General features: G+C 66.3%; 5 protein-coding genes. 4 read left to right on the top strand and 1 reads right to left on the bottom strand.

What is annotated here, in order from left to right; translation table 11 throughout:
• Positions 1-224 precede the first annotated feature (224 nt).
• From ettA to E6K76_12260, 4 genes are all read left to right on the top strand, one after another.
• The gene (ettA, locus tag E6K76_12275; protein ID TMQ56707.1) at positions 225-1904 is read left to right on the top strand and encodes an energy-dependent translational throttle protein EttA; all 1680 of its coding nucleotides are present in this window, start codon (positions 225-227) and stop codon (positions 1902-1904) included.
• A gap of 45 nt (positions 1905-1949) precedes the next feature.
• The gene (locus tag E6K76_12270) at positions 1950-2162 is read left to right on the top strand and encodes a hypothetical protein (GenBank protein TMQ56706.1); all 213 of its coding nucleotides are present in this window, start codon (positions 1950-1952) and stop codon (positions 2160-2162) included.
• A 95-nt stretch (positions 2163-2257) separates the two neighbouring features.
• Positions 2258-3130 carry an SPFH domain-containing protein gene (locus E6K76_12265; protein TMQ56705.1) on the top strand — a complete coding sequence of 291 codons (873 nt, stop codon included), beginning with the start codon at positions 2258-2260 and terminating at the stop codon, positions 3128-3130.
• 8 nt (positions 3131-3138) lie between these two features.
• Entirely contained in the window at positions 3139-3345 is a 207-nt protein-coding gene (locus E6K76_12260) for a hypothetical protein (GenBank protein TMQ56704.1), read from the top strand.
• Here E6K76_12260 and E6K76_12255 read toward each other — a convergent pair.
• On the bottom strand, positions 3342-3968 hold the full coding sequence (locus E6K76_12255) for a hypothetical protein (GenBank protein TMQ56703.1): 627 nt from the start codon (positions 3966-3968) through the stop codon (positions 3342-3344). The two genes, E6K76_12260 and E6K76_12255, sit on opposite strands and share 4 nt — an antisense overlap.
• Between the last annotated feature and the right edge of the window lie 542 nt (positions 3969-4510).

The following is a 4510-nucleotide window of genomic DNA, read 5'->3' as shown; positions in this document are numbered from 1 at the left end:
CGATGACGCTGCTCGGGCACTCGACGTCAGCGATGTTCAGAAGGTACAGAACCCTCGACGACAGCGACCTACGCGCCGGGGGTGCAGCTGCTAGCCAAGGCCCAGCGGGACTCCCCACGTCATCCACCGCGCGCGAACTTGTGACCTTGGGTGAGTAACGGAAGCCGTTGCAGTGTAATTGATTAGTGCTAGGGAACCCGTTCAGTATATACTCCCCGCAACGCATGGCTCATCAATACATCTTCACCATGAAGGACCTCCGCAAGGTCTATCCCCCGAACCGCGAGGTCCTGAAGGGGATTTGGCTCTCGTTTCTCCCGGGCGCCAAGATCGGCGTGCTCGGGTTGAACGGCGCGGGAAAGAGCACCCTGCTCCGCATCATGGCGGGGGTCGAGGAACCCTCGGGCGGGGAGGCCCGACCCGCCAAGGGAATCCGAGTCGGATATCTGCCCCAGGAGCCGCTTCTCGACGCCTCGAAGGACGTCCTCGGGAACATCGAAGAGGGCGTCGCCGAAACGCGCGCGCTGCTCCAGCGTTTCAACGAGCTGAACGTGAAACTGGGCGAGAGCCTCTCCGAGAAAGAGATGGAGAGCGTCCTCGAGGAGCAAGGCCGCGTCATGGCCGAGATCGAGGCGAAAAACGCCTGGGAGCTGGATCGCACGGTGGAGATCGCGATGGACGCGCTCCGCGTGCCCGCTGGCGACACGCCGGTCGCGACCCTTTCGGGAGGCGAGCGGCGCCGCGTTGCTCTGTGCCGTTTGCTCCTCCAACAACCCGATTTGCTTCTCCTCGACGAGCCGACGAACCACCTGGACGCCGAATCCGTGGCGTGGCTCGAGCGCTTCCTCAAGGAATATCCGGGCACGGTGGTCGCGGTGACCCACGACCGCTACTTCCTCGACAACGTCGCGGGATGGATCCTGGAGCTGGATCGCGGGCAGGGAATTCCGTGGGAAGGCAACTACTCCTCCTGGCTCGAGCAGAAGCGCGGGCGGCTCGCCCTCGAGGAGAAGGCGGAGACGGCGCGCCAGCGCACGCTACAGCGCGAGCTCGAGTGGATCCGGATGTCCCCGCGCGCGAGGCAGGCGAAGAGCAAGGCGCGCGTCACGGCATACGAGGACCTCTTGCGGCAGCAGAGCGAGAAGCGCCAGGACACGGTCGAAATCTCGATTCCCGCCGGGCCGCGGCTGGGAAACCTCGTCGTCGAAGCGCGCGATCTCGTGAAGGGCTACGGAGACCGTCTTCTGATCGACGGGCTGTCCTTCAATCTTCCTCCCGGAGGAATCGTCGGGATCATCGGGCCGAACGGCGCGGGCAAGACGACGCTGTTCCGCCTCATCGCGGGCCTCGAGGGCGCCGACTCCGGCGCGGTCCGCGTCGGCGATACCGTGAAGCTCGCGGTGGTAGATCAAAGCCGCGACGCACTTCAGGGCGACCGAAACGTCTGGGAGGAGATCTCGAACGGCGAGGATGAAATCCAGCTCGGGAGCCGGGCGGTGCCGTCGCGGTCCTACGTCGCGATGTTCAACTTCAAGGGCGCCGATCAGCAAAAGCTGGTGAAGAACCTGAGCGGCGGCGAGCGGAACCGGGTCCACCTGGCCAAGCTCCTGCGTTCGGGCGGGAACCTTCTCCTCCTGGACGAGCCCACCAACGATCTCGACGTGGACACCCTTCGCGCGCTGGAGGAAGGGATTCTCAACTTCGCGGGCTCGATCTGCGTGATCAGCCACGACCGCTGGTTCCTGGACCGCATCGCGACCCACATGATCGCGTTCGAAGAGGACGGGGACGTGGTGTGGTTCGAGGGGAACTACCAGGACTACGAGGCCAACCGCCACATGCGCCTGGGCGCCGCCGCCGACCAACCGCACCGCCTCAAATACAAGAAGCTGGTCCGGGACTAGGATCGCCTGCCGTCGATCCCTTGCGACGGCCTGAGGAGGACTGACATGAAACTGCTCGGCCTGGCCCTCGTAATCCTCGGCGCTATCGCACTGATCTACGGTCTCGTCGGCCACGAAAGCCAGACCACGATGATCGACCTGGGTGGAATCAAGGCGACCGCCACGGAGCACAAGACATTCCCCTTCGTGGCCGGCGTCGGCGTAGGCGCCTTGATCGGCGGCGTCGCGCTCCTTCTGGCTTCCAAGCGCCGCGCATAAGCCCCTCTCCGTCTCACGCCTCGAGCCACTCCTTGACAGGATGATATCATTATGCTATCTTATTGATGTCACCCCAAACGCAAGGAGAACCGGCCATGACTCAGGAGCGCGTCGCTTCACCGATGAGCGGAGCCCTAGGGCTCACCGTAACGATTCTCTTCTCCCTCGCGGGCATCGCCCTCGTCTGGCGCGCGGCCGTGGCGCCGCAGCCTCTGGCGCCCATCCTCCTCGCGGTGCTGTCGGTCGGGCTCGCGGGGTTATCGGCGGCCGGCCTGTTCACCGCGCAACCCAACCAGGGAGTCGTCCTGATTCTCTTCGGAACCTACGTCGGGTCCGTCCGGTCGAGCGGCTGGTGGTGGACGAACCCCTTCATCACGCGGAAGAAGATCTCGCTCCGGGCCCGGAGCCTGAACGGGGAGCGGATCAAGGTGAACGACCAGCACGGAAACCCGGTCGAGATCGCCGCGGTCGTGGTCTGGAAGGTTCGCGACACGGCGCAGGCGGCGTTCGACGTGGACGACTACGAGCGCTTCGTCACGGTCCAGAGCGAGACCGCGGTTCGCCACCTCGCCAGCTCCTACCCGTATGACGACTACGACTCAGACGGGATTTCGTTGCGGGGGAGCACCGATAAGGTGTCCGAGTTTCTCAAGGCCGAGCTGCACGAGCGGCTGAAGCCGGCCGGCGTGGAGGTCGTGGAGACGCGGCTGAGCCACCTCGCCTATTCCCCCGAGATTGCGCAGGCGATGCTTCAACGCCAGCAGGCCGGCGCGATCATCGCCGCGCGCCAGCGGATCGTGGAGGGCGCGGTGGGGATGGTCGAGATGGCGCTGGATCGTCTCGGCAGGAACAAGATCGTGGAGCTGGACGAGGAGCGCAAGGCCGCGATGGTTTCGAACCTGCTCGTTGTCCTCTGCGGCGAGCACGCGGCGACTCCCGTCCTGAACGCCGGCACGCTGTATAAATAGGCGTCCGGATGGCCGAGCGAAAGGCGTTTCTCCTTCGCATCAGCCCCGAGCTGTGGGAACTCTTGGAGGTATGGGCGGCCGACGAGCTCCGGAGCGTCAACGGGCAGATCGAGTTCGTGCTCGCGCGCGCCGTGCGCGACGCGGGCCGGGGCAAGAAACGACGCCCGCGCGGGGGGACGCGCGATCGGAACTCGCCGCCGCGCGATCAGCCCTAGTTCTTGATCCGCTCGCGGCGGTCCTCGCGCAGCTCACGTCGATCCTCTCCGAGCTCGCGTCCCGAGGCGGCGGCGTCCCGACGCGCGATGTTCAAGAACTCTTGAAACAGCTCTCGCTCGCGGCTCTCGGCCGCGGGATCGTTCCGGTGGATGCGCGGCTGCAGCGTGTGCAGCTCGAAGAGGATTCCCCGTTCCCTGGCCAGACGCCCCTCGCTCGACGCCAGATCGAGCCTGTCGTCGCGCAGGTCCCGGCGGTCATCCCAGCCGGGGGTCCCTTGTCGCCGGTCCCGCCTGAGCTCGCGCGCGCTGGAGCGCACTTCACGACGGTCCCTTGCCGCCTGTTGCTGGGCGTCCGCGGCTTCGCGTGCGAGAAACGCGCGGACTTCGCGGCGCGCCCGCCGCTCGGCGCTCTCGTCAAAGCGGCGCTGCGCGCTGTCCAGGTGCGCGAGGAGCCGTTCGAGCCGCCTCACCTCCGCCACGTCGCGGCTCACCTCGACGCGGTCGGTGCGAATCTGCGCGCGGTCCTGCGCCCTCTCCCTCGCGTCTTGGTCCGCGAAGGCCGCCGTCGCGACGGCGACGCCCAGCGTGAAACAGACCCATAGCCACACCTTGCTTCTAACCACGGTCCCCTCCCCTGTGACGCCCGTCCCGGGCTCCCGACCGGAGCCGCGAAAGCAGCGGCTCGGCGATCTTCACGTCCGTCAGCGGTCCGTACTTCCTCACGGCGGCGCGGATCCTAGCAGCATTGCCCACCAGCACGAAGGTAAGGTCTTCCAGAGGCGGATAGACGCGTTGAACGGCGCGCGTCACGTCCTCCGAGCGGGCCGCCGCCACCTTCGGGGCATATCCCTCCAATTCTTCGCGGGTCTGGCCGTAGAAGGTCACGTCCGCGAGCGCGCCCGCGATTTGATCTTCGGTCTCGAGGCGGGGCGGAAACTGTCCCCGGATATAGGTCTTGGCGGAGGCAAGCGTGAGCGAATCGATACCGGCGCGGCGTACCTGGGACAGGGTCTCGAGCGCGAGGTCGATCGCCTTCACGGTGGTCTCGGTCTTGGTGTACGAGTAGATCGCGACGGTGCCCGCCTGCGTGTAGCGAGGCGCCAGCCACCGGGCGCCATACGTCAGCCCCCCTTGGATCCGAAGCGCCGTATTGAGGATCGAGGTA

This window comes from Candidatus Eisenbacteria bacterium, from assembly GCA_005893275.1.
GTDB lineage: Bacteria > Eisenbacteria > RBG-16-71-46 > SZUA-252 > SZUA-252 > WS-7.
Note: the sequence above shows the minus strand (reverse complement) of the source record. Positions and strands in the feature narration are given on the sequence as shown.